Here is a 23,079-nt window from a genome sequence, read left to right on the forward strand (position 1 = left end):
GTTGCATGAGTGCCAGCGCTTGCCTAGACTGGCGTTAGCACTCTCAGGTGGAGTTTGCTAATCAGTCTTGAAGTTTCAAGGAAAGCAGAGGTAGACCGTGTCGGTTTCCATCAAGCCGCTCGAGGACCGCATCGTCATCAAGCAGGTCGAGGCCGAGCAGACCACCGCGAGTGGTCTGGTCATCCCCGACACCGCCAAGGAGAAGCCCCAGGAGGGCGAGGTCGTGGCGGTGGGCCCCGGCCGCATCGACGACAACGGCAACCGTGTCCCGCTCGATGTCGCCGTCGGCGACCGCGTGCTGTACAGCAAGTACGGCGGCACCGAGGTGAAGTTCGGCGCGGACGAGTTCCTCGTCCTGTCGGCGCGTGACGTCCTGGCGGTCGTGGTCCGCTGAGACCGGCCGTTCCGGAAGGCCCGGGTGCTTCGGCACCCGGGCCTTTCCTCGTTGCGGGGCGGCCGCTGTTCATAACTCCCGCATTCGCCGCGGCCCCGCAGCGCGCGGGCCGCGCATTCGCGCGGATTCGGCCGCTGCGTGAACAAGGAAAGCGGGAGTTGTGAACGCGCACCGGCGCTGACGGATCCGCGCCTACGCTGGGTGAGTGAGCCGACCCGATCCTGAGACCGCCCGCGCGGCATCCGGATCGCAGATCGACACGCCGAGAGAGCGGGCGCTGGGCGGTCTGTACGCGTTCACGGCGTACCTGCTCTGGGGCTTCCTGCCGCTGTACTTCCTCCTGCTCGCACCCACCGGCCCGTTCGAACTGGTCGCGTGGCGCATCCTGCTGTCGCTGATCTTCTGCGCGTTCCTGCTGACCGTGCTCCGCGGATGGGGGAGACTGCTCGCCGTCGTCCGCCGGCCGCGGCTGCTGCTGTGGACAGGGGTTGCCGGGGCGCTGATCTACGTCAACTGGCAGGTGTACATCCTCGCCACCCTCAGCGGGCACGTGATCGAAGCGAGTCTGGGCTACTTCATGAACCCGATCGTCACGGTGGTGCTGGGGGTCGTGGTGCTGCGCGAGCGGCTGCGCGTCGTGCAGTGGATCGCGGTCGGCATCGCCGTCGCCGCCGTGGCGGTCATCGTCGTCGGCTACGGCGACTTCCCGTGGATCGCCCTGACCCTCGCGTTCACGTTCGGCATCTACGGGCTCGTGAAGAAGCGACTGGGCCCCTCGGTGGATGCCGTCAGCGGGCTCACGCTCGAATCAGCGTGGCTCGTCCCGGTCGCGACCGTGATCCTCATCGTGGTCGGATCGACCTCCGGACTCACGATGGGTGCGGCGGGGCCGTGGCACGCGCTGCTCCTGAGCCTCGCCGGCGTCATCACGGCGGTGCCCCTGCTGCTGTTCGCCGCCGGCGCGCGTCGCATCCCGCTGACCGTGGTCGGACTGCTGCAGTTCATCGCGCCGATCCTGCAGTTCATCATCGGCGCATGGCTGCTGGGCGAACCCATGCCCCTCGAGCGCTGGATCGGCTTCGCCCTCGTGTGGCTCGCCCTGATCGTGCTGTCGGTGGACTCGGTGCTGTTCGCGCGCCGCCCGCGCGGCGTCTCGGACGTCGGCGAGCTCACCTGAGCGGCCGCCTCAGCGCACGAGCCTCGCGATCGCCGCGGTCGCCTCGGTGATCTTGGCGTCGGCCTCCGCACCGCCCAGGCGCGCCGCATCGACGACGCAGTGCCGCAGGTGGTCGTCCAGCAGGCCCACCGCTACCGCCTCCAGAGCGCTCGTCAGCGCGCTGATCTGCGTGAGGATGTCGATGCAGTACTTCTCGTCCTCGACCATCTTGTGGATGCCGCGCGCCTGACCCTCGATCCGCCGCATGCGGTTGAGGTACTTCTCCTTGTCGGTGATGTAGCCGTGGTGCGCGTGCGCGGATGTGTCGGTCATGCGAGCTCCTCGACGGGAAGGGGGCGGAAACGGCGCAGGCGCAGGCTGTTGCCGACGACGAAGACACTGGATGCCGCCATCGCAGCCCCGGCGATCATCGGGTTCAGCAGCCCGAGCGCCGCGAGCGGGATCGCCGCGACGTTGTAGGCGAAAGCCCAGAACAGATTCGTGCGGATCGTCCGGAACGTCCGGCGGGACAGGCGCACCGCGTCGGCGGCGCTGCGCAGATCGCCACGCACCAGGGTGATGTCCGCGGCTTCGATCGCGGCATCCGTCCCCGTGCCCATCGCGAGACCGAGGTCGGCCTGCGCAAGGGCGGCGGCGTCGTTCACGCCGTCTCCGACCATCGCGACGACGCGTCCCTCGGCCTGCAGTTCCTTGACGACGGCGACCTTCTGCTGCGGGAGCACGCCGGCGATCACCCGCTCGATGCCGACCTCGTCGCCCACGCGTCGCGCGACCGTCGCGTTGTCGCCGGTGAGCAGCACGGGATCGAGTCCCAGTGCGCGCAGCTGCGCGACCGCCTCCGCGCTGGAGGGCGCGACCCGGTCGGCGACCACGAGCACGCCGCGGGCCCGACCGTCCCACGCCACCAGCACCGCGGAGGAGCCTTCGGCCTCGGCGGACTCCTTGGCCGCCAGGAGTGCGGGGGAGAGGTGGATCGCCCAGTCCGCGAGCAGCTGCTCGCGGCCGACGATCACCGCGTGACCCGCCGCGACACCCGAGACGCCGACGCCGGTCGTGGCGGCGAAGGACTCCACAGCCGGCAGGTCGCCGAGTTCCGCGCGGGCCGCGCGGGCGATCGCCTGGGCGATGGGGTGCTCGGATGCCGCCTCCACGGCGCCGGCCAGCCTCAGCAGTTCGGCGCGCGGGGTGTCGGCATCCGTGACCGCGTCGATGAGCGACATGCGCCCTGTCGTCACGGTGCCGGTCTTGTCGAGCACGATCGTGTCGACCGTGCGCGAGGACTCGAGCACTTCGGGACCCTTGATCAGGATGCCGAGCTGCGCTCCGCGGCCGGTGCCGACCAGCAGTGCGGTGGGGGTCGCGAGGCCCAGCGCGCACGGGCACGCGATGATGAGGACCGCGACCGCGGCGGTGAAGGCCGCGGCGGCCGGAGCACCGATCAGCAGCCACGTCACGAGGGTGCCGAGCGCGATCACGAGGACGATCGGCACGAAGACCCCGGAGATCCGGTCGGCGAGCCGCTGGACGTCGGCCTTGCCGGACTGCGCCTGCTGCACGAGCCGGGCCATCTGCGCGAGCTGCGTATCGGCGCCGACGCGCGTCGCACGCACGAGCAGTCGTCCGCCGGCGTTCACGGTGGCGCCGACGACCGCGTCGCCCTCGCCGACCTCGACCGGCAGCGATTCGCCGGTCACCATGGAGGCGTCCACCGCCGAGGTGCCCGAGACGATGACGCCGTCGGTCGCGATCTTCTCACCCGGGCGCACGACGAACTCGTCGCCGACCCGGAGCGAGGCGATCGGGATGCGCCCGGACACGCCGTCGCGGATGACCTCGACGTCCTTCGCGCCGAGCTCGAGCAGCGCCCGCAGGGCCGCCCCCGCTCGCCGCTTGGAGCGCACCTCGAAGTACCGGCCGGCGAGGACGAACATCGTCACGCCCGCGGCCACCTCGAGGTAGATGTTCCCGGCGCCGTCCGACGGGCGGATCGTCCATTCGAACGCGTGCGTCATGCCCGGCATCCCGGCGGTGCCGAAGAAGAGCGCGTACAGCGACCATGCGAACGCCGCCGATGTGCCGATCGAGATGAGGGTGTCCATCGTCGCGGCGCCGTGGCGGAGGTTGATCCACGCGGCGCGGTGGAACGGCCAGCCCGCCCACAGCACGACCGGGGTGGCCAGGGCGAGCGAGACCCACTGCCAGTAGTCGAACTGCAGCGCGGGGATCATCGCCATCGCGATCACCGGCACCGACAGCACGACCGCTCCGATCAGGCGGCGCCGGAGCGAGGTCAGCTCGCGATCCTCCGGCTCGTCGCCGGCGGATGCCGGGGGCTCGGGGAGCGCCGCGGTGTAGCCGGTCTTCTCCACCTCGGCGATGAGGACGGCGGGGTCCAGTCCGGCGGGCGCGTCGACGACGGCTTTCTCGGTCGCGTAGTTCACGCTCGCCGAGACGCCGTCAAGGCGATTGAGCTTCTTCTCGATGCGGTTCGCGCACGAGGCGCACGTCATGCCGCCGATGTCGAGCTCGACATGGGACGGTGCGTCCGGCACGGCCGCGGGTGCCGGGGCCATCAGACGCGGGCCGCGGAGTATCCCGCCTCGTCGACCGCGGCGAGCACCGCGTCGTCGTCGAGCGGGGAGGCGGAGGTGATGACCAGGGTGCCCGCAGCGGCGCTCACGTCGACCTGTTCGACGCCGGCGATCTTCTGCACCTCGCCGCGCACGGCGTTCTCGCAGTGGCTGCAGGTCATCCCGGTCACGGTGTACTGGTTCGTCGTCATGTCCCCGCCTTTCGTGAGGATACCCCTAGGGGGTAGTACGTCGATGACAACCGTATACGGCAGTGGGGTATTCCGGGCCGCAGACGTGGAATCCGCTCTCATCGACCGTGGAACCGCGGACCATAACGATCGGGTCGCGTTACATATCGTTAACGAAAGGCAACATTGGCGAGACCGGCTCCGGTTTAGGTTTAGGGGAACTGGCCCGGCGCCCGAGCCGGACCGCGTTCATTCACAGCAAGGAGCAACATGAGCGTCTTCTCCCGAGGCACTGCCTCCCGTTCGCGCGTGCGGGCGGTGATCGGCGGTATCGCCATCGCCGGCGCCAGCGCCCTCGTCCTCGCCGGGTGCGCCGGCGGTGGAGGCACGGCCGAGCCTTCGGATTCGGCTGCCCCCGCTGAGGATCTCACCCTCAAGATCGGCACCGTCCTGCCCCAGACCGGCAGCCTCGCCTTCCTCGGCCCGCCCGAGGAGGCCGGTGTCACGCTCGCCGTGAACGAGGTCAACGAGGCCGCGGCCGGCGTGACCGTCGACGTCACGTTCGGCGACTCGGGTGACGCCGACAACAAGGCGTTCGAGACGACGGTTCCCAAGCTGCAGAGCGAGGGCGTCTCGGCCATGATCGGTGCCGCATCCTCCGGTGTGACCAAGCTGTTCCTCGACAGCAACGTGTCCGAGGGCATCATCACGTTCTCGCCGGCCAACACGTCGCCCGACTTCACCACGTGGGACGACAACGGCCTGTACTGGCGCACGGCTCCCAGCGACCTGCTGCAGGGCGAGGTCCTCGGAAACCTGATCGCCGAGGACGGACACAAGAACATCGGCATCATCTACCAGAACGACGCGTACGGCACCGGCCTGTACAACGTCGTCAAGGAGGTCTTCGAGTCCTCCGGCGGATCGGTCGTGGCTGAGGCGTCGTACAACGACGGCGACAGCTCGTTCGATGCTCAGGTGGCCACCGTCACCGCGGCGAACCCCGACGCGGTGGTGCTCATCACGTTCGACCAGTTCACGACGATCGCGCCGCTGCTGGTGAACGCCGGCATCCCCGCCTCGGAGTTCTACCTGGTCGACGGAAACCTGTCGAACTACGGCACGGACGTCGCCGTTTCGCTCGAGGGCGCGAAGGGCACGCTCCCCGGCCCCAAGCTGGAGGATGACTTCCAGCAGCGTCTGAACGACGCGTGGGTCGCCGAGGGCAACGCCGAGCTGGAGGACTACTCCTACGCGGCCGAGTCCTACGACGCGGTCATCCTGCTCTCCCTCGCTTCGCTCGCGGCCGGCTCGACCGACGCCGAGGCGATCGCGGGCAAGCTGCAGGAGGTCTCCGGTGGTTCCGGTGACGGCGAGAAGTGCGACTCGTTCGCCGCGTGCGCCGAGATCATCAACGGTGGCGGCGTGGCCGACTACGACGGCTACTCCGGTGGCGTCGCGTTCGACGACGCGGGCGACCCGACCGAGGCCACGATCGGTATCTTCCAGTACGGTGCCGACAACATGTACACGCGCATCAACTGATCTGATCAGCTGAGCGCAGAAGGGCCCCGGGGAAACCCGGGGCCCTTCGTGCGTCCCCCGCCCGCTCCGCCGAGATGGTGGGTTTTCCGCCGAGATGGTGGGTCTTCTCCCGAGATGGTGGGGTCTCCCGCGAGATGGTGGGGGCCATCTCGGCGTAGGAGGGGCCATCTCGGCGCAGGAGGGGCCATCTCGGCGCAGGAGGGGCCATCTCGGCGAGCACGAAAAGAGAAGCGGATGCCGGTCACCCGGCATCCGCTTCGCTACGACGAAACAGCTACACGCCGTCGGCGCCGAGCGTGCCCAGATACAGCCCGATGACCTTCGGGTCGTTCAGGAGCTCGCGGCCGGTGCCCTCGTACGCGTCGCGGCCCTGGTCGAGGACGTACCCGCGGTCGCAGATCTGCAGGCAGCGGCGGGCGTTCTGCTCGACCATGATCGTGGTCACGCCCGCCTTGTTGATGTCCGAGACGCGGATGAACGCGTCGTCCTGGCGGACGGGGGACAGGCCTGCGGACGGCTCGTCCAGCAGCAGCACGGACGGGTCCATCATGAGCGCCCGCGACATCGCCACCATCTGGCGCTCGCCGCCGGAGAGCGAGCCGGCGCGCTGCTTGAGGCGCTTGCCCAGTTCGGCGAAGATCCCGGTGACGAACTCGAGGCGATCCTTGTAGATGCGGGGGTTCTGGTAGAGCCCCATCTGCAGGTTCTCCTCGATCGACAGCGAGGGGAAGACGTTGTTCGTCTGTGGCACGAAGGCGACACCCCGCTGCACGAGCTTGTCGGCCTTCAGGCCCACGATCGACTCGCCGTTCACGGTGATGTCGCCGCCGCGGACCTTCACCAGGCCGAAGATCGACTTCAGCAGGGTGGACTTGCCGGCGCCGTTCGGGCCGATGATGCCCACGAGCTCGCCCTTGCGGGCGACCAGGTTCGCGCCGTTGATGATGTTGATCCCCGGCAGGTAGCCGGCGAACAGGTCGGTCGCCTCGACGACGATCTCGTCGGACTTCGCGGGCTTCGCCGGCGCGGTCTGCGGCAGGCTCATCGCGTCTCCTTCTCTGCTTCGTCGATCTCGTGCTGGCGCTCCTCGCGGATCTCCTCCAGCAGCTCCTGGCCTTCTTCGCCGAGATCGCCCTGGACGCGGCCTGTCACGACGCCGAGGTCGACGTCCTGGTGGCTGCCGAGGTAGGCGTCGATCACGGCCTGGTCCTGCATCACGGTGTCCGGCGGACCTTCGGCGACGACCTTGCCCTCGGCCATCACGACGACCCAGTCGGCGATGTGCCGCACCATGTGCATGTCGTGCTCGACGAAGAGCACGGTCATGCCGAGTTCCTTGAGGTCGAGGATGTGGTCCAGGAGCGATTCGGTCAGGGCCGGGTTGACGCCGGCCATCGGCTCGTCGAGCATCACCAGGGTCGGGTCGCTCATGAGCGCACGCGCCATCTCGAGGAGCTTGCGCTGACCGCCCGAGAGCGACGCGGCGAAGTCCTTCTCCTTCGCGTCGAGCTTGAAACGCTTGAGCAGCTCGCGCGCCTTCGCCTCGTTCTCGGTCTCCTGCGATCTCCAGAAGGCCGGGATGAAGCTCGTCCAGAACCGCTCGCCGCGCTGCTTCGTGGCGCCGAGCTTCATGTTCTCGAGCACCGTGAGGAGCGAGAGCGCCTTGGTCAGCTGGAACGTGCGCACCTGACCCATCCGGGCGACTTTGAACGCGGGGATGCCGGACAGGGTCGTCCCGTCGAACGCCCACGTCCCGCTATTGGGCTTGTCGAAGCCGCACAGCAGGTTGAACAGCGTCGTCTTGCCCGCGCCGTTGGGTCCGATGAGTGCGGTGATCGCGCCGCGGGGGACCTCGAGGTGCTCGACGTTGACCGCGGTGAGGCCGCCGAAGCGGCGCGTGACGTTGTCGATCACGAGGATCGGATCGGTCTTGGCGACGCCGGGGACGTTCTCGCCCTTGGCCAGTCCGCCGGTCTTGGGCCGTCGGATGCTCGCCGTGGTGGGCACGGTCTCGGGTGAGCCGTATTCGCGCTCCGGCTGTTCGCTCGCCGGCTGATTACTTGACAAAGGTCATCTCCCTCTTGTCGCCGAGGATTCCCTGCGGCCTGAAGATCACGAGGACCATCAGGGCGACCCCGACCAGGATGTAGCGCAACGTGCCGGCCTGGATCGACGACATCGGCAGGATGCCGGCGTCGGCGAGCTCGGGGAGCAGGTTGCCCAGAAGAGCGAGGACCACCCAGAAGATCACGGCACCCAGCGTCGGTCCGAGGACCGTCGCGGCACCGCCGAGCAGGAGGATCGTCCACAGGAAGAACGTCAGCGCCGTCGTGTAGCTGGAGGGCACGACCGCCGACGGCAGCACGTAGACGATGCCGCCCATCGCGCCGATCACACCACCGACCACGAGGGCCTGCATCTTGTACGCGAAGACGTTCTTGCCCAGCGAGCGGACGGCGTCCTCGTCCTCACGGATGCCCTTGAGCACGCGGCCCCACGGGCTGCGCATGAGCGACCAGACCAGCAGGATCGCGATCGCGAGCATTCCGAGCCCGAACACCCGCGTCCACAGCACGGTCTCGTTGGACTGCCACGGCCCGAAGCCGTACTGCCCGGGCGGGAACGGGTTGGCCGCACGGAAGCTCGCGTGGTAGCCGCCCAGGCCGTCCGCGGAGTTCGTCCACTTGTCGAACACCTGCGTCGTGAACAGCAGGCGCACGATCTCGGCGGCGGCGATCGTGACGATGGCCAGATAGTCCGCGCGCAGTCGCAGGGTCGGGATGCCCAGGATCAGCGCGAACACGGCTGCGGCGAGCAGACCGATGATCATGCCGAGCCACCACGGGATGCCGAAGCTCAGGACCGAGATCGCGTAGCCATAGCCGCCCAGGGCCATGAAGCCGGCCATACCGAAGTTGAGCAGTCCGGCGTATCCGAAGTGCACCGCGAGGCCGGTGGCCGCGAGCGCGTACGCGATCGTGACCGGGCTCAGGATGTACCCGAGCGTGTTCGAGAGAATCGCTCCCCAATCCATGGCCGCTACCCCAATCTTTCTTTGCGACCGAGCAAGCCCTGAGGTCTGACGAGCAGGATGAGGATCAAGACGACCAGCGCGCCGGCGTACTTGAGATCGGACGGGATCCACAGCGTCGAGACCTCGACCACCATGCCCACGATGAGCGAGCCGAGGAGGGCACCGAATGCGGTGCCCAGGCCGCCGAGGGTGATCGCCGCGAAGATCAGCAGCAGCATCTGCGTTCCCATGTCCCACCGCACACCCGGGCGGAAGTACGCCCACAGGATGCCGGACAGGGCCGCCAGCACACCGGCGAGGATCCACACGATCCGGATGACCCGGTCGACGTTGATGCCGGACGCCGAGGCCAGCTGCGGGTTGTCCGAGATCGCGCGGGTCGCCTTGCCGACGCGGGTGCCGATCAGGAAGTACGCGACCGCGAGGATCACCACGATGCTCACGCCCATGCTGATCAGGTCGATGTATGACAGCGAGATCGGTCCGAACTGGATCGGGGTGGGGCTGGCTCCCGGCAGCTGGTACGTGGATCCGCCGATGAAGTACTGGAACGTGTAGCGCAGGGCGAGGGAGAGGCCGATGCTGACGATCATCAGCTGCACGACCCCGAGCCCTCTTCGGCGCAGAGGTCTCCACAGGCCCGCGTCGAGCGCCAGGCCGAGCACACCTCCCATGACCACCGCGACGATGATGCCGAGCCAGAACGGCAGCGCCCAGAACGAGGTGAGCACGAGCGCCATGAGCGCGCCCCAGGTCACCATCTCGCCGTGCGCGAAGTTCGACAGGCCCGTCGTGCCGTAGATGAGCGACGCGCCCATCGCCGCGAGGGCGAGGAGCAGGCCGAAGTTCAGGCCGTTGATCACGCGCACCAGGAGCTGGTCCCACAGGGACTGCGTGACGCGCTCACCCTCACCGAGGAAGAGGTTCACGATCTTCGAGCCCGTGAGGCCGAACTCCACCTCCTGCGACGCGGATTCGCCGTCCACGATCACACCGTCCGGCAGCGTGGACTCGTCGACCGTGAGCGTGTACGTGTCCTTCTCGGGCACGTACAGGCGCCACTGGCCTTCGGCGTTCGTCACGGTCTCCGCATCGAAGCCGCCGCCCGAGACCTTCACGGTCACATCGGGCACCGGCTTGTCCTCGAACGTGATCACACCGCCGAAGTAGAAGTCCGTCGCCTCCTGGTCGCCGCCTGGCGTGTCGGGGGCCGCGGCGAACGCGCCGGGGGTGGACAGGAACACCATCGCCGCCGCGAGGAGAGTGCCGATCAGGACGACCAGCCAGGGCTGGGCCCGTCGAACGCGTAGAGCCGTGGGACTCACAAAACCTCCAGTCCGCTGCCGCGCCGAGGGTTCGGGTCGAAGCAGCGCTGATCAACGACGGTACGAGCGTAATGTGTCGGACTTGTTTCGCCTACCGCACACATCCGAGACGTGTCCGATCCGTGACCGGCCGGTGTCCGACGGGTGCGCGGCCGGAATGAATCGGCGGCCTCCGCGCTTAGAATCGAGTACGGTGCGCCTCGCGCCCCGGCCGTCGTCGTCCACCCCGATCAACGCGCGGTGCGCGCAGGAGAACCCATGCAGAACCACGACCCCTTCGGCTTCGTCGGGCTCACGTACGATGACGTCCTTCTGTTGCCGGGCCACACGGACGTCATCCCGAGCGAAGCGGACACCTCTTCGCGCGTGACGCGCCGGATCACGGTCGCCACCCCGCTCCTCTCGGCGGCCATGGACACCGTCACCGAGGCCCGCATGGCCATCGCGATCGCCCGCGAGGGAGGGATCGGCATCCTGCATCGCAACGCCTCGATCGCCGAGCAGGCGTCGATGGTCGATCGCGTGAAGCGCAGCGAGTCGGGGATGATCACCGATCCGATCACGACGACCCCCGACGCGTCGATCGAAGAGGTCGACGCCCTGTGCGCCCAGTACCGCATCTCCGGCCTGCCGGTCGTGGACGACGACGGGCGCCTGCTCGGCATCATCACGAACCGCGACATGCGCTTCGTCTCGGGCTTCGAGCGGCAGACCACGAAGGTCCGCGACGTCATGACGAGCGACGGGCTGATCACCGGCCGCGTCGGCATCGGCGCGAACGAGGTCATCGCCCTGTTCGCCCAGCACCGCGTCGAGAAGCTGCCGCTCATCGACGACGAGGGCAAGCTCGCCGGCCTCATCACGATCAAGGACTTCGACAAGAGCGAGAAGTACCCGCTCGCCACGAAGGACGAGCACGGGCGCCTCCGCGTGGGTGCGGCGATCGGCTTCTTCGGCGACGCGTGGGAGCGCGCCGAGGCCCTGCGCGACGTGGGCGTCGACGTCCTCGTGGTCGACACCGCGAACGGACAGTCGGCCGGTGTGATCGACATGGTCCGCCGCCTCAAGGCCGATGCGTCCTTCGACCACATCGACGTGATCGGCGGCAACGTCGCGACCCGCGAGGGTGCGCAGGCGCTCATCGACGCGGGCGTGGATGCCGTCAAGGTCGGTGTCGGGCCGGGCTCGATCTGCACGACCCGCATCGTCGCCGGTGTCGGTGTGCCGCAGGTCACCGCGATCTGGGAGGCCTTCCAGGCGGCGCGGGATGCCGGCATCCCGGTGATCGCCGACGGCGGACTGCAGTACTCCGGCGACATCGCCAAGGCTCTCGTCGCGGGCGCCGATACCGTCATGCTCGGCTCGCTGCTCGCCGGAACCGACGAGTCGCCGGGCGAGATCGTGTTCCAGGGCGGCAAGCAGTTCAAGCTGTACCGCGGCATGGGTTCGCTCGGTGCGCTGCAGACGCGCGGCAAGAAGACCTCGTACTCGAAGGACCGCTACTTCCAGGCGGATGTCCCGAGCGACGACAAGCTCATCCCCGAGGGCATCGAGGGCCAGGTCGCGTACCGCGGCCCGGTCTCGGCGGTCGCGTACCAGCTCGTCGGAGGCCTACGGCAGTCCATGTTCTACGTCGGCGCGCGCACGATCGAGGAGCTCAAGGCCAAGGGCAAGTTCGTCCGCATCACCGCGGCCGGGCTCAAGGAGTCCCACCCGCACGACGTGCAGATCGTGGTCGAGGCGCCGAACTACAAGCGGTAAGCGGCATCCGCTCGAGTCGGTAGACGGTCAGAGCTCGCAGGATCGAGCCAACCGCGCACGGATTCGGCCGAATCGCCGGCCGTTGCGCGCTCTCGCTAACCTGGGGCGATGGCCGTCCCCCAGCAGCGCGTGTTCTCGACCACCCGGGTCGAGGCGTATACGGACGGCGTGTTCGCAATCGCCGCGACGCTCCTGGTCCTGGATCTGACCACGACCGCATTCGGACGCATCGATTCGGATGCCGAGATGTGGTCGGCGCTGGCGGACATGTCCGAGAGCTTCCTCGCGTTCGTCATCTCCTTCGGTCTGCTCAGCCTGCTCTGGATGATCCACCTTCAGCAGTTCCGCGACATCGCGCGGGTGGACGGCGGCCTGATGTGGCTGAACAGCATCCGGCTGCTGTTCATCGTGCTCATCCCGTTCACCACGACCCTGGTGGCCGAGTTCTCGGAGTTCTACGCCGGGCGGATGCTGCTGCCGATCAACTTCTTCTTCGCGACGCTGTTCGGCTTCCTCGCCTACCGATGGGCGATGGCGCGCGGTGGCCACCTGCTCTCCGACGAAGCGCGGCCCGACGCGGCGACCCAGTCCATCGCGGGTGCCGTCGCGGTGGGGTGCGCCGCCGGCGCCGTGGTCCTCGCGCCGTTCGTCGGGTCATGGGGCTTCCTCGTCTTCGTCATCAATCAGCCGCTGGCTGCGGCGCTGCAGAAGCGGGCGGCGCGTTCGGGAGATTGACCTTCCGCCGCCACAGCGCCCGGCGTACCGTGGCACGCATGTGCCGCAACATCCACACGCTTCACAACTTCGAGCCGGCCGCGACGAACGACGAGATCCACGCGGCGGCCCTCCAGTACGTCCGCAAGATCGCGGGGACGACCAAGCCCTCCAAGGCCAACCAGGAGGCCTTCGACCGCGCCGTGCAGGAGATCGCCCACATCACAGGACACCTCCTTCAGGACCTGGTCGCCGTCACGCCGCCGAAGAACCGCGAGGAGGAGGCGGCGAAGGCGCGCGCCCGCGCGATCGCGTCCGGGCGGTACTCGGCCGCCTGAGCGTCCTCGACACCGCGGCCTCGCGAGCGCCCCGGGTAGGCTGAGGACGTGAGCATGGAGATCGAGATCGGTCGCGCGAAGCGCGCGCGTCGCGCCTACACGTTCGACGACATCGCCGTCGTGCCGTCCCGGCGCACGCGCAACCCGGAAGACGTGTCCACCGCGTGGACGATCGACGCGTTCCCGTTCGACATCCCGGTGCTCGGCGCGCCGATGGACTCCGTCGTGAGCCCGACCACGGCGATCATGCTCGGCCAGCTCGGTGGGCTCGGCGTCCTCGACCTCGAAGGGCTGTGGACGCGCTACGAGAACCCCGAGCCGCACCTCGAGGAGATCGCCTCGCTCGACGACGCGACGGCGACGCGCCGCATGCAGGAGCTGTACGCCGAGCCGATCAAGCCCGAGCTCGTGCGCGATCGGCTGGCGGAGATCCGCGCGGCCGGGGTGACGGTCGCCGGGGCGCTCACGCCGCAGCGCACGCAGGAGCTCTATGAGACGGTCGTCGCGGCCGGCGTCGACCTGTTCGTCATCCGCGGCACGACGGTCTCGGCCGAGCACGTCTCGTCGGTGGACCAGCCGCTGAACCTCAAGAAATTCATCTACGACCTCGACGTCCCGGTGATCGTCGGCGGCGCCTCGACGTATACGGCGGCCCTTCACCTCATGCGCACCGGCGCCGCGGGTGTGCTCGTCGGCTTCGGCGGCGGGGCCGCGTCCACGACGCGCGCGACGCTCGGCATCCACGCCCCGATGGCCACCGCCGTCTCGGACGTCGCCGGGGCGCGCCGCGACTACCTCGACGAGTCCGGCGGGCGCTACGTGCACGTGATCGCCGACGGCGGCGTGGGCACGTCGGGCGACATCGTGAAGGCGCTGGCGATGGGGGCGGATGCCGTCATGCTCGGCGTCGCCCTCTCACGCGCGACCGATGCGCCGGGTCGCGGGTTCCACTGGGGACCGGAGGCGCACCACCCCAAGCTCCCGCGCGGGCACCGCGTGCGCGTGGACCAGGTGACGACGCTCGAGTCGATCCTGTACGGCCCCGCGCCGGTCGCCGACGGCACCGCGAACCTCATCGGGGCGTTGAAGAAGTCGATGGCCACCACGGGATACTCCGATCTCAAGGAGTTCCAGCGGGTCGACGTCGTGGTCGCGCCGTACAGCACGGGATGAGTTCCCCCGACGCGGACGTCGTGCCGCCGGACGAGGTCTTCCCGCCGACGCTGCGCGAAGTCATGCTGCGCCCGCGGTGGATCGGCGTGCTCGCGCTCTGCCTCGTGATCGCGGGCGTCTTCGCGTGGCTCGGCCAGTGGCAGCTCGGTCGCGCGCTGCAGTCGAACCCGATTCCTCCCGGTGCGACCGAGGTCGTGCAGCCGCTCGCCGATGTCGCCGCGCCGGGGGAGTACGTGCCCGAGCCGCTCGTCGGCCAGCGCGTCACCGCGACCGGCACGTGGATCCCCGGCGACTTCATCGTCGTCTCCTCCCGCTTCAACGACGGCGCCGAGGGCTACTGGGTCACGGGCCAGTTCCGCATCGCCGAGGAGGTGCCCGCCCAGCCGGTGTCGGTCGCGGTCGCGATCGGGTGGGTGCCCACGCGGGAGGAGGCGCTCGCCGCGGCCGCGGAGCTCGAGGAGCAGGCCCGCGCGGCGGGGTCCGACGACGCGCCGCTCGCGATCACCGGGCGCCTGATCTCGGACGAGGGGCCGGTCCCGCCCTCGCGCGCCGGCGACCCTCTCGAGCTCACCCGCATGTCGCCCGCGGCGCTGCTGTCGCGCTGGCACGACGTGGCGGGACTCGACGTCTACCGCGCGTACATCGCCGCGGAGGTTCCTCTGGCCGGCCTGCAGGCGATCTCCTCACCCGCACCTGCGGACGCGCCGCTGAACTGGCTCAACATCTTCTACGCACTCGAGTGGGCGGTCTTCGCCGGCTTCGCGTTCTACCTCTGGTACCGCCTCGCGCGGGACGCGTGGGAGAAAGAGGTCGAGGACCTCGAGGACGCCCAGGCCGCGGCCGAGGACGCGCAGGCCCGCGGGTAGACTGGAGCCATGCCGCGCGCTCCCAAACTCGCCACGTTTCCGGCGATCCGCGGAGCGCTGAAGTTCTACGAGATCTGCTCCACGATCACCGGTATCGGCCTGCTGCTGCTGGTCACCGAGATGATCCTGAAGTACACCCCGCTGCACGTCGAGCTGTTCGTCGGCGGATCGGGTGGAGCGGTGTGGTTCGCACCGGTCATCGCGGGGGCGGACTGCCAGTGGTGGTCGCTGTTCCTGCCGATGACGAACGCGTGCGAGATGACCTCGGTGGGCGACGGCTTCAACGTCTCGCAGTTCATCCTCGTCGCGCACGGCTGGTTCTACGTCGTGTACCTGTTCTCGTGCTTCCGCATCTGGAGCCTCATGCGCTGGCCGTTCCCGCGGTTCATCGTCCTGGCGCTCGGCGGCATCGTCCCGTTCCTGTCGTTCTTCATGGAGGCGCGCGTCGCCCGCGAGGTGCGCCGCTACCTCGACGAGCGGGAAGCCGCCGAGACGGCATCCGATTCATCCACCGTCCCCGCTTCGGAAGGTTCCCGGTGACCGAGAAAACCGAGACGAGTCAGCGCCCGGCGCTCGTCGTCGACTTCGGCGCGCAGTACGCGCAGCTGATCGCCCGGCGCGTGCGCGAAGCGGGCGTGTACAGCGAGATCGTGCCGCACACCGCGACCGCCGGCGAGATCGCCGCGAAGAACCCCGTCGCGCTCATCCTCTCCGGTGGCCCGTCGTCGGTGTACGAGCCGGGCGCGCCGACCCTCGACCCCGGCGTGTTCGAGCTCGGTGTGCCGACGCTCGGCATCTGCTACGGATTCCAGGTCATGGCGCAGGCGCTCGGCGGCGAGGTCGCGAACACCGGGTTGCGTGAATACGGCGCGACGGATGCCGCCCTCACCGGTGACGGCGGCGTGCTGCTGGCCGGGCAGCCTGCGGAGCAGAACGTGTGGATGAGCCACGGGGATCAGGTCTCGCAGGCTCCCGAAGGTTTCGACGTGCTGGCCTCGACCTCGGCGACGCGGGTCGCCGCGTTCGCGAGCGACGAGCGGCGCATGTACGGCGTGCAGTGGCACCCCGAGGTCAAGCACAGCGATTTCGGGCAGCGCGTGATCGAGAACTTCCTGCACCGCGGGGCCGGCCTCGCCGCCGACTGGAACAGCGGGAACGTGATCGCCGAGCAGGTGGCGCGCATCCGCGATCAGGTCGGCACGGGCCGCGTGATCTGCGGGCTGTCCGGCGGCGTGGACTCCGCGGTCGCGGCGGCGCTCGTGCACGAGGCCGTCGGCGACCAGCTCGTCTGCATCTTCGTGGACCACGGGCTGCTGCGCAAGAACGAGCGCGAGCAGGTCGAGCAGGACTACGTGGCCTCCACCGGCGTGCGCCTGGTCACGATCGACGCGCGCGAGCAGTTCCTGACGGCACTCGCGGGGGTGAGCGACCCCGAGCAGAAGCGCAAGATCATCGGCCGCGAGTTCATCCGCTCGTTCGAGGCGGCCGAGAAGGAGCTCGTGGCCGAGGCCGCCGCGGACGGCGAGCCGATCCGCTTCCTCGTGCAGGGGACGCTGTACCCCGACGTCGTCGAATCCGGCGGGGGCACGGGCACGGCCAACATCAAGTCGCACCACAACGTCGGCGGACTCCCGGAAGACCTGCAGTTCGAACTCGTCGAGCCGCTGCGGACCCTCTTCAAGGATGAGGTCCGCGCGATCGGTCGCGAACTGGGACTACCGGAAGTGATCGTCGGACGCCAGCCGTTTCCGGGGCCCGGCCTCGGCATCCGGATCGTCGGTGAGGTCACCGCTGACCGTCTCGAGATTCTGCGTGACGCCGACGCGATCGCCCGTGAAGAGCTGACCCGCGCGGGGCTCGATGCCGAGATCTGGCAGTGCCCGGTCGTTCTGCTCGCGGATGTCCGCTCGGTCGGCGTGCAGGGCGACGGCCGCACGTACGGTCACCCGATCGTGCTGCGTCCGGTGTCGTCCGAAGACGCGATGACCGCCGACTGGACCCGCCTGCCCTACGACGTCCTCGCGCGGATCTCGAACCGCATCACGAACGAGGTCCGCGAGGTCAATCGCGTCGTGCTCGATGTGACCTCGAAGCCGCCGGGGACGATCGAGTGGGAGTGACCCGGTAGCACCGCGCGCCGCTCCCCGGTTCCGCGCCGAGGTGGTGGGTTTCCCGCCGAGGTGGTGGGTTTCCCGCCGAGGTGGTGGGCACCATCTCGGCGAAAGAGGGACCGTCTCGGCGAAAGAGGCACCATCTCGGGGGGAGAGGGACCATCTCGGCGGGAGGGAGAGGGGCAGGATGGGGGTGTGAGCGAATTCCCGGATGCCGAATACCTCGTGCTCTCGAGCCGTCTCATCCCCGATCGTGACGGCGGGTACACCCTGGCGACCCTCGCCCGGGCCCGCCAGATGGCCGCTGCCGGTGTCCATGAGGGCCGTGGTCCACTGCTGCTGACCCTGGACCCCGGCACGCCCGAGGAGCATGCCCGCCACCGTGCAGCGTTCGCGGATCGCGACCTCGTGCTGCACCCCGACCGCATGCGCAACCTGTTCGACGAGGCCGCGGCGCCCCATGGCGGCGCGGCCGCCTGGATCCGCGCGGCCGCCGAGCCCGGCGCGCCCGATCCGGCGCTCGAGTACCGCTCGGTCACGGACACGGAGGGCCGTCCGGTCCTCGGTCTCCCGGTCATCGCGGGCGACCCCGACTGGCACGTCACCACGGCACCGGTCGCCGCGTACGACGAGCGCGGCCACGTCGCCGGGGTCCTCGAGGGATTCGGGGCGCTCTACCGGGCGTGGCTCGCCTACGTCGTCGCGCAGCTGCGCGCGGGGGATGCCGACCGCCCGGTCGTCGTCATCTGCGAGTCCCGCCAACTGGGCGAGCTCCTGGCGGGCTGGGATGATCCGGCGCTGCGTCTCGTGCACGCGATCCACACGATCCACCTCGAGCCCCCGTTCACTCCGGACGCCCCGACCAACCCGCTGTGGTCGCGCTGGTTCAGTCTCGCCGAGCGCTTCGACGCCGTGCTCTGGCCGACCACGACCCAGCGCGCAGACGTGCAGGACCGGTTCGGCGCCTCCCCGGTGCACGTCGTCGTGCCGCACGCCGTCCCCTCCGCGGCATCCGTCACCCCGCTGTCGGATCGGGCTCCCGGCCGCGTCGTGATGCTGAACCGGCTCGCGCCCGGCAAGCGGGTGGACCACGCGATCCGCGCGTTCGCGGCCGTCGTGGCAGAGGTTCCGGGCGCGACCCTCGACGTCTTCGGCGAGGGCGCCGAGCATGCGTCGCTGCAGGCGCTGATCGACGAGCTCGGACTCGACGCGCACGTCGCACTGCGCGGGCTGACCGAGGACCCGGGCCGGGAGCTGGATGCGGCATCCGTGTTCCTGTCCACGTCGGCGTTCGAGGGGCAGGGGCTCTCGATCGCCGAGGCGCTCGCGCACGGGTGCCCGGTCGTCGCCTACGACGTGCGGTACGGGCCCCGCGACCTGCTGGCCTCGGGCGGCGGCGTGCTCGTTCCGGATGCCGACATCGACGCCCTCGCCGGCGCACTCGTCGAGGTGCTCGGTGACGTGGAGCGACGTGCGCGGCTCTCCGCGGAAGCGGTGGTCGCCGCCCGCGCCGTCGACCCCGCGCACGCGATGACCTCGCTCGCGCAGGCGGTGCACGACGTCCTGGGGCGCCCCTCCCGGAGGACGTGACCGGAACATCGGGGAAACCCCGGGGGAATCAGGGGGATCGAACCGCCCAGGCTGCCGCGCGGAGCGGATATCGTGACCTCATGCGGGCCATCGTCGTCGGGAGCGGGTTCGGCGGTCTCGCCGCGGCCATCCGCCTGGCGGCCGCCGGTCATGAGGTGACCGTGCTCGAGAAGCGCGAACGCATCGGCGGACGGGCGTACCTGTACGAACTGGACGGCTTCCGCTTCGACGGGGGTCCCACCGTGCTGACGGCCCCGTTCATGTTCGAGGAGCTGTTCGCGCTCGCCGGGGAGAAGCTCGAGGACCACGTCCGGCTCGTGCCGCTGGACCCGTTCTACCGAGCCTTCGACGCGGACGGCGCGCACTTCGACTTCCACGCGGACGCCGAGCGGATGCGGGAGGAGGTCGCGCGCCGCAGTCCGGCCGACGCGGCGGGCTACACGCGGCTGAGCGGCCGGATCAGCCGCATCTTCGACGCGTTCTACCCCTACACCGAGCGCCCGATGATGCAGCTGCACGTCATGCTGCGGATGCTGCCCTTCCTGCTGCGCCATCGTGCGGCGCTCGGCGTCCAGCGTCTGGTCGACGCCTGCATCCGCGATCCCTTCCTGCGCCGCGCGCTCGCCTTCCACCCGTTGCTGATCGGCGGTCACCCCGCGCACACGCCCGCGCTCTACGCGCTCATCGTCGAGTTCGAACGTCGCTGGGGCGTGCACTACGCGGTGGGCGGCACGGCGGCGATCGTCGACGCGCTCGGCGGGCTCCTCGAGCGCCTGGGCGGCCGCATCGAGTGCGGTGCGGAGGTGGAGCGGATCCTCACCGACGGTGGACGGGTGCGGGGTGTCCGGCTCGCCGACGGCAGTACGAGGGATGCCGACATCGTCGTCTCGAACGCGGATCCCGGTTTCACGTACGAGGCGCTGCTCGGTCCGTCCCGCGGCCTGGCCGCGCGACGGGCCAAGGCCGCGCGCCCCAGCATGTCGCTGCACGTCCTGTATTTCGGCGCCGATCGGACCTGGCCCGAGACGCCGCTGGCGCACCACAACCTCCTGCTCGGCGGGGACTCGCGACACGTCCTGGACCGCGTGTTCCGCCGCCCCCGCCGCACCGCCGGCAGGGAGCAGCTCGCCGCCGACGACCTGTTCCTCTATGTGCACCTGCCGACGCGCACCGACCGCTCGATCGCCCCCGAGGGCTGCGAGGCGATGTACGTGCTCGTCGCCGCGCCGCCGTTGCGGGATGCCGAGCACATCAGCCCCGAGACGGCGCGGGACGTGCGCGACATCGTCGTGCAGGTGCTGGACGAGCGCTACCTGCCGGGACTGAAAGACCACCTCGTCGTCGAGCACGCGATCGGACCCGAGCACTTCCGCGACGTCCTGAACACCCCCCACGGCGCGGCGTTCTCCCTGCAGCCGACGCTCTTCCAGTCCGGCTGGTTCCGGCCGCACAACCGCTCGCCGCGGGTGCAGGGGCTCTATCTCGTGGGAGCCGGGACGCACCCGGGGGCGGGCATCCCCGCCGTGCTCGCGTCGGGCAAGATCGCCGCCGATCTCGTCGCCCGCGACGCGACCGCGCGGCGCCCGGCCGTCCGGACGGCGGCCGCGCGATGACGGCGACGTACGCCGCCGCCGGCTTCGGGGAGAGCCCCGAGGTCGCCCTCGACGACGTTCCGGTGACCGGTGCGCTGCCGACGTGGCTCACCGGGTCTCTGCTGCGCAACGGCCCCGGTACCTTCCAGGTCGGCGACCGCCGATACCGGCACTGGTTCGACGGGCTCGCGATGCTGCACCGGTTCACGATCTCGGACGGTCGCGTCTCCTACGCCAACAGGTTCCTCGAGACCGAGTCGTACCGGGCCGCACGCGAGGAGGGACGCATCGCGTTCCCCGAGTTCGCCACGGACCCCTGCCGCTCGCTGTTCGCCCGCGCGATGGCGGTGTTCGACCCGCAGGCCACCGACAGCGCGAAGGTCAACATCGCCCGGGTCGCCGAGCACTACCTCGCGCTCGCCGAGACGCCGATCCAGGTGGAGTTCGATCCCGAGACCCTGCGCACCGTCGGGGTGACCGGGTGGGACCGCTCAAACTTCGGTCGCATGACGACCGTGCATCCGCACCTCGACGAGGAGCGTCACGAGGCGATCAACCTGGTCACCCGCTACGGAGCCCTGAGCACGTATGTCTTCCGGCGCGTCGACACGACCGACCCGGGTCTGCTCGAGGGCGCGACGTTCGCGAGCCGGGCCGTGGGGGAGCCGTCCTACATCCACTCGTTCGGGATGTCCGAGAAGCACGTGATCCTCGTGGAGTTCCCTCTCGTCGTGAACCCCGTGTCGCTGCTGCTCTGGCTGAAGCCCTACATCGAGAACTTCCGGTGGAAGCCGAACCGGGGGACCCGCATCCACGTGTTCGATCGGGCGACCGGTAAGCACGTGAAGTCCGCGACCGCCGATCCGTTCTTCGCGTTCCACCACGTGAACGCGTACGACGACGGCGACGATGTGGTCGTCGACCTCGTCGCGTACGACGACGCATCGGTCATCCAGTCCTTCTACCTGCACCGGCTCGAGGATCCCGATGTGCAGATCCCGCCGGGGACGCTGCGGCGGCTGCGGGTGCCCCTGGGCGGCGCGACCGGTCGCCTGCACGCCGAGGTGATCTCGCCGACCGGGATCGAGCTGCCGAGCATCGACTATGCGCGACGCAACACCAGCCCGGAGCTGCGCTACGTGTACGGCGTCGGTGTGCGCGGTGAGCGCGGCTTCTACGACCGGCTCGTGAAGATCGACGTCGCCGAGCGCTCGACGGCGTCGTGGTCGGAGGAGGGGTGCTATCCGGGTGAGGGCGTGTTCGTCGGGCGTCCGGGACGCGAGGTCGAGGATGACGGCGTAGTGCTCTCGGTCGTGCTGGACGCCGCCCGCGGAACGTCGTTCCTCCTCGTGCTGGATGCCGCGACCTTCACCGAGATCGCACGGGCCGAGCTCCCGCATCCGGTCCTGCTCGGCTATCACGGCCAGTTCTACGGCGACCTGCGTCCCGCCCACGGGTCGTAGTCGGCGATCAGCTCCTCCTGCGCGGGGCGCTCACCCTCGGGCACGTGCTGCAGGTTGACGCGCACCCGATACCAGAGCGAACTCGACCCGCGCATGCCGTCGACGAGTTCATCGGCGGGGTGCAGCAGAGCGGCGGCGGCCGGATGCCGGTCCCGCCACTCCCGGAGGGCGTCGAGCGCCTCGGGCTTGGTCTTCGTGCGCGCGATCTCGATGAGCGGCATCGTGGACTGCCGCCGGCCGTCGCCGTCGCCCGCACGCGGCGGCTTCTCAGCCGGCCCCAGCTCGTCGGCGAGGGCCAGGAGCCCCTCGAGGGAGCCGATCGCGTCGTCGATCCCCTCGTGCGGGTCGCCGATCTCGGCGAAGCGCGCCGGGACCGTGAGCGCGGTGAACTCCTCGGGTCTGCGGCTGCCCACCTCGTCCCAGCGCAGGGGAGTGGAGACCCGGGCGTCGGGCAGCGGGCGGATCGAATAGGCCGACGCCACGGTGCGGTCCTTCGCGTTCTGGTTGAAGTCCACGAACACGCTCTCGCCGCGCTCCTCCTTCCACCACCGCGCGGTCGCGAGTCCCGGCGCGCGGTTCTCGATCTCGCGGGCGAGGGTCTCGGCCGCGAGGCGCACCTGGCGGAAGTCCCACCGCGGCGCGATGCGGACGAGGATGTGCAGGCCGCGGGAACCGCTCGTCTTCGGCCAGCCGACGAGTCCCATATCCTCGAGCACGTCGCGGGCGATCATCGCGACGTCGACGATCTGCGCCCAGTCGACGCCGGGCATCGGGTCGAGGTCGACCCGGAGCTCGTCGGGGTGGTCGAGGTCCTCGGCGCGCACCGGGTGCGGGTTCAGGTCGAGGCAGCCGAGGTTGACGACCCACGCGAGACCGGCGGCGTCTCGGATCACGGTCTCCTCCGCCGATGTGCCGCGGGCGTAGCGGAGCGTCGCGGTGTCGATGAAGTCCGGGTGGTTCTCGGGAACGCGCTTCTGGAAGAACGCCTCCTGCTCGATGCCCTTCACGAAGCGCTTGAGCACCATCGGCCGGCCTCCCGCTCCGCGCAGCGCTCCCGGTGCGACGGCGAGGAAGTAGCGGACGACGTCGAGCTTCGTGAGGCCCGGCGCGGGGAACACGATCTTGTCGGGGCTCGAGATCCGAACGGGCGTGCCGTCGATCTCGAGCATGGTCTCCTTGCGTGCCGCCACCTTCGCCACGCTAGCGGCGGCGGGCACCCCGGGACAGGGTCTTGA

Annotated in this window: 21 protein-coding genes; 13 read left to right on the forward strand and 8 right to left on the reverse strand. The window is 69.7% G+C overall.

All coding sequences use genetic code 11. The features are described 5' to 3' along the window. The first annotated feature begins 97 nt into the window (after positions 1-97). Both groES and rarD read left to right on the forward strand, forming a co-directional pair. Positions 98-394 carry a co-chaperone GroES gene (gene groES / locus AB0P18_RS10005; RefSeq protein ID WP_017203655.1) on the forward strand — a complete coding sequence of 99 codons (297 nt, stop codon included), beginning with the start codon at positions 98-100 and terminating at the stop codon, positions 392-394. A 205-nt stretch (positions 395-599) separates the two neighbouring features. Next, positions 600-1,571, forward strand: a complete 972-nt coding sequence (gene rarD / locus AB0P18_RS10010; protein WP_363359894.1) for an EamA family transporter RarD — start codon at positions 600-602, stop codon at positions 1,569-1,571. A 9-nt stretch (positions 1,572-1,580) separates the two neighbouring features. Here the strand turns inward: rarD and AB0P18_RS10015 are convergent, their stop codons facing one another. From AB0P18_RS10015 to AB0P18_RS10025, 3 genes are read right to left on the reverse strand one after another with little or no spacing between them, the layout of a single operon-like run. Further along, a complete protein-coding gene (locus AB0P18_RS10015) occupies positions 1,581-1,883 on the reverse strand; it encodes a metal-sensitive transcriptional regulator (RefSeq protein ID WP_363359895.1) in 303 nt (100 codons plus the stop codon). Then, positions 1,880-4,144 carry a heavy metal translocating P-type ATPase gene (locus AB0P18_RS10020; protein ID WP_363359896.1) on the reverse strand — a complete coding sequence of 755 codons (2,265 nt, stop codon included), beginning with the start codon at positions 4,142-4,144 and terminating at the stop codon, positions 1,880-1,882. Before AB0P18_RS10020 ends, AB0P18_RS10015 begins: the two co-directional genes overlap by 4 nt. Beyond that, complete coding sequence (locus tag AB0P18_RS10025) at positions 4,144-4,353, reverse strand: heavy-metal-associated domain-containing protein (protein WP_344051967.1); 210 nt, start codon at positions 4,351-4,353, stop codon at positions 4,144-4,146. Before AB0P18_RS10025 ends, AB0P18_RS10020 begins: the two co-directional genes overlap by 1 nt. A 249-nt stretch (positions 4,354-4,602) precedes the next feature. Between AB0P18_RS10025 and AB0P18_RS10030 the strand changes: the two genes are divergently transcribed. Further along, entirely contained in the window at positions 4,603-5,877 is a 1,275-nt protein-coding gene (locus AB0P18_RS10030; RefSeq protein ID WP_344051969.1) for an ABC transporter substrate-binding protein, read from the forward strand. Positions 5,878-6,151: 274 nt separating this feature from the next. Here the strand turns inward: AB0P18_RS10030 and AB0P18_RS10035 are convergent, their stop codons facing one another. The 4 genes from AB0P18_RS10035 to AB0P18_RS10050 all read right to left on the reverse strand — a co-directional run bounded on the left by AB0P18_RS10035 (position 6,152) and on the right by AB0P18_RS10050 (position 10,158). Further along, positions 6,152-6,922: an ABC transporter ATP-binding protein gene (locus AB0P18_RS10035; protein ID WP_363359897.1), complete on the reverse strand. Its 771-nt coding sequence runs from the start codon at positions 6,920-6,922 to the stop codon at positions 6,152-6,154. Next, a complete protein-coding gene (locus AB0P18_RS10040) occupies positions 6,919-7,866 on the reverse strand; it encodes an ABC transporter ATP-binding protein (protein ID WP_344055789.1) in 948 nt (315 codons plus the stop codon). The genes AB0P18_RS10035 and AB0P18_RS10040 overlap by 4 nt, the downstream gene beginning before the upstream one ends. A 67-nt stretch (positions 7,867-7,933) precedes the next feature. Next, complete coding sequence (locus AB0P18_RS10045) at positions 7,934-8,911, reverse strand: branched-chain amino acid ABC transporter permease (protein WP_363359898.1); 978 nt, start codon at positions 8,909-8,911, stop codon at positions 7,934-7,936. Positions 8,912-8,916: 5 nt separating this feature from the next. Continuing rightward, positions 8,917-10,158, reverse strand: coding sequence for a branched-chain amino acid ABC transporter permease (locus AB0P18_RS10050; protein WP_344055790.1), 1,242 nt, complete (start codon positions 10,156-10,158; stop codon positions 8,917-8,919). 336 nt (positions 10,159-10,494) lie between these two features. Between AB0P18_RS10050 and guaB the strand changes: the two genes are divergently transcribed. From guaB to AB0P18_RS10100, 10 genes are all read left to right on the forward strand, one after another. Next, on the forward strand, positions 10,495-11,997 hold the full coding sequence (guaB, locus tag AB0P18_RS10055; RefSeq protein ID WP_344051975.1) for an IMP dehydrogenase: 1,503 nt from the start codon (positions 10,495-10,497) through the stop codon (positions 11,995-11,997). 108 nt (positions 11,998-12,105) lie between these two features. After that, positions 12,106-12,732 carry a TMEM175 family protein gene (locus AB0P18_RS10060; RefSeq protein ID WP_363359899.1) on the forward strand — a complete coding sequence of 209 codons (627 nt, stop codon included), beginning with the start codon at positions 12,106-12,108 and terminating at the stop codon, positions 12,730-12,732. Positions 12,733-12,770: 38 nt separating this feature from the next. Continuing rightward, complete coding sequence (locus AB0P18_RS10065) at positions 12,771-13,049, forward strand: DUF2277 domain-containing protein (protein ID WP_344051980.1); 279 nt, start codon at positions 12,771-12,773, stop codon at positions 13,047-13,049. Between the two features lie 54 nt (positions 13,050-13,103). Next, positions 13,104-14,222 (forward strand): GuaB3 family IMP dehydrogenase-related protein, encoded by a 1,119-nt coding sequence (locus AB0P18_RS10070; RefSeq protein ID WP_363360019.1) that lies wholly within the window; start codon positions 13,104-13,106, stop codon positions 14,220-14,222. Beyond that, complete coding sequence (locus AB0P18_RS10075) at positions 14,219-15,088, forward strand: SURF1 family cytochrome oxidase biogenesis protein (RefSeq protein WP_363359900.1); 870 nt, start codon at positions 14,219-14,221, stop codon at positions 15,086-15,088. Before AB0P18_RS10070 ends, AB0P18_RS10075 begins: the two co-directional genes overlap by 4 nt. Positions 15,089-15,097: 9 nt before the next feature. After that, positions 15,098-15,628, forward strand: a complete 531-nt coding sequence (locus tag AB0P18_RS10080; RefSeq protein ID WP_344051990.1) for a DUF3817 domain-containing protein — start codon at positions 15,098-15,100, stop codon at positions 15,626-15,628. Continuing rightward, the gene (gene guaA / locus AB0P18_RS10085; protein WP_363359901.1) at positions 15,625-17,208 is read left to right on the forward strand and encodes a glutamine-hydrolyzing GMP synthase; all 1,584 of its coding nucleotides are present in this window, start codon (positions 15,625-15,627) and stop codon (positions 17,206-17,208) included. The genes AB0P18_RS10080 and guaA overlap by 4 nt, the downstream gene beginning before the upstream one ends. A gap of 186 nt (positions 17,209-17,394) precedes the next feature. Next, positions 17,395-18,789, forward strand: coding sequence for a glycosyltransferase (locus AB0P18_RS10090; protein WP_363359902.1), 1,395 nt, complete (start codon positions 17,395-17,397; stop codon positions 18,787-18,789). A gap of 80 nt (positions 18,790-18,869) precedes the next feature. Further along, the gene (gene crtI, locus AB0P18_RS10095; protein WP_344051996.1) at positions 18,870-20,402 is read left to right on the forward strand and encodes a phytoene desaturase family protein; all 1,533 of its coding nucleotides are present in this window, start codon (positions 18,870-18,872) and stop codon (positions 20,400-20,402) included. Next, entirely contained in the window at positions 20,399-21,844 is a 1,446-nt protein-coding gene (locus tag AB0P18_RS10100) for a carotenoid oxygenase family protein (protein WP_363359904.1), read from the forward strand. The genes crtI and AB0P18_RS10100 overlap by 4 nt, the downstream gene beginning before the upstream one ends. Here AB0P18_RS10100 and ligD read toward each other — a convergent pair. Next, the gene (ligD, locus tag AB0P18_RS10105) at positions 21,811-23,013 is read right to left on the reverse strand and encodes a non-homologous end-joining DNA ligase (protein WP_363360020.1); all 1,203 of its coding nucleotides are present in this window, start codon (positions 23,011-23,013) and stop codon (positions 21,811-21,813) included. The two genes, AB0P18_RS10100 and ligD, sit on opposite strands and share 34 nt — an antisense overlap. Between the last annotated feature and the right edge of the window lie 66 nt (positions 23,014-23,079).

Origin of the sequence: Microbacterium sp. NPDC064584 (assembly GCF_040687315.1) — a bacterium.
GTDB lineage: Bacteria > Actinomycetota > Actinomycetes > Actinomycetales > Microbacteriaceae > Microbacterium > Microbacterium lacus.